The sequence below is a fragment of the Nocardioides sp. genome (genome assembly GCF_029937575.1).
In the GTDB taxonomy this organism is placed as follows: domain Bacteria; phylum Actinomycetota; class Actinomycetes; order Propionibacteriales; family Nocardioidaceae; genus Nocardioides.
In genome coordinates this window covers 1-1453 of record NZ_JAPYPS010000003.1, presented here as the reverse complement: position 1 = coordinate 1453, position 1453 = coordinate 1, and the positions used below count along the sequence as shown (strand labels likewise).

Annotated in this window: 2 pseudogenes; both read left to right on the top strand. The window is 71.2% G+C overall.

Annotation, left to right across the window (positions count from 1 at the left end):
- Positions 1-525, top strand: a pseudogene (locus tag Q1K33_RS01725) (trigger factor); the annotation flags it as partial.
- A 51-nt stretch (positions 526-576) separates the two neighbouring features.
- A pseudogene (locus tag Q1K33_RS01720) lies at positions 577-1453 on the top strand (hypothetical protein); the annotation flags it as partial.

Here is a 1453-nt window from a genome sequence, read left to right as displayed (position 1 = left end):
ATGCTCGAGACGATGGAGATCCCGCTCCCCGAGACGATCGTGACCGACGAGCTGAACGCTCGTCGCCAGAGCATCGAGCAGCAGCTCGCCCAGGCCGGCATGACCATGGAGGCCTACCTCGAGGACGAGAAGCAGACCGTCGACGAGTTCGAGGCCGACCTCGAGCACCGGGTGCGCGACGCCGTCGGCGCCCAGTTCGTGCTGGACGAGATTGCCAAGGCCGAGGAGATCGGCGTCGACCAGAACGAGCTCTCCCAGCACCTCGTGCGGCGAGCCCAGCAGTCCGGCCAGGACCCGCAGGAGTTCGCCAACCACATGTTCGAGCACAACCACGTGCCGGACCTGGTGCAGGAGATCCTGCGCGGCAAGGCGCTGGCCATCCTCGTGGAGTCCGCGGTCGTCACCGACGCCTCCGGCAACCCGGTCGAGCTCAAGCGTCTCCTGCCCGACGGCACCATCGCCGACGAGGAGCCGGAGGAGCCGGCCACGGACTCGGCTGAGTCCGAGGACGACACCCACGCCTGATCCTGCGCGCCTCAGTGCACAGATGTGCACTGAGGCGCTATCGTGGTGGCCATGACCGCCGCCGGACCCCGTGTCCTCGATGCTCTCTCGTTGCTCTCGGAAGTGGCCGACGAGCTGGTGGTCGCCAGCGTCCGTGACACCCACCTCGCCTGGTCCGAACGTGCCCACGGGTTGACCCGGCGGATGGTCGGTCCTGGCGCGGCGGCACCGGAGGCCCTGCACCGCGGCATCGCGGGTGCCGTGTACGGCGGCATCGGACTCGGTCTCAAGGCCGCCTCCCGCGGCTTCGACAAAGCGGCCGAGGCCGGTCTCGGTCCGCACCTGGAGGACTCGCCGCGCGGTCGGTTCGTCAGCTCCGCGGTCAACGGGCTGATCGGTGACCGGCTGCTGCGCGAGCGGCCCCAGCTGGCGATCCCGATGGCGGTGCGTCACGACGGTCGCGACGTCGCGCCAGAGCGCGACGACCTGGCCCGGAGGACGTTCCCCGCGGCCACCGGGGAGCTCGTGGTCTTCCTGCACGGTCTCTGCGAGAACGAGTCCTACTGGCGCCGGCACCGCGACCGCACCGGCACGACGTACGGCGAGGCCCTGGCGGAGGAGGGGTGGACGCCCCTGCTCCTGCGTGCCAACTCCGGTCTGTCGCTACGCGAGAACGGCGTCGCGCTGGCAGCCCTGATGCGTCGACTCGTCGACGAGTGGCCGGTCCCGGTGACTCGCATCGCCCTGGTGGGTCACTCGCTCGGTGGGCTGGTCATCCGCGCCGCCGGGGCGGTCAGCACGCAGCCGAGCGGCGAGGTCGACTGGAACGACCTCGTCACCGACGTCGTCACCCTCGGCACCCCGCACCTGGGAGCGCCCATCGCCTGGGGCATCGGCCACGGCAGCCGCGGTCTCGGGCGGCGGCCCGAGACCGCCGCCGTCGGACGGA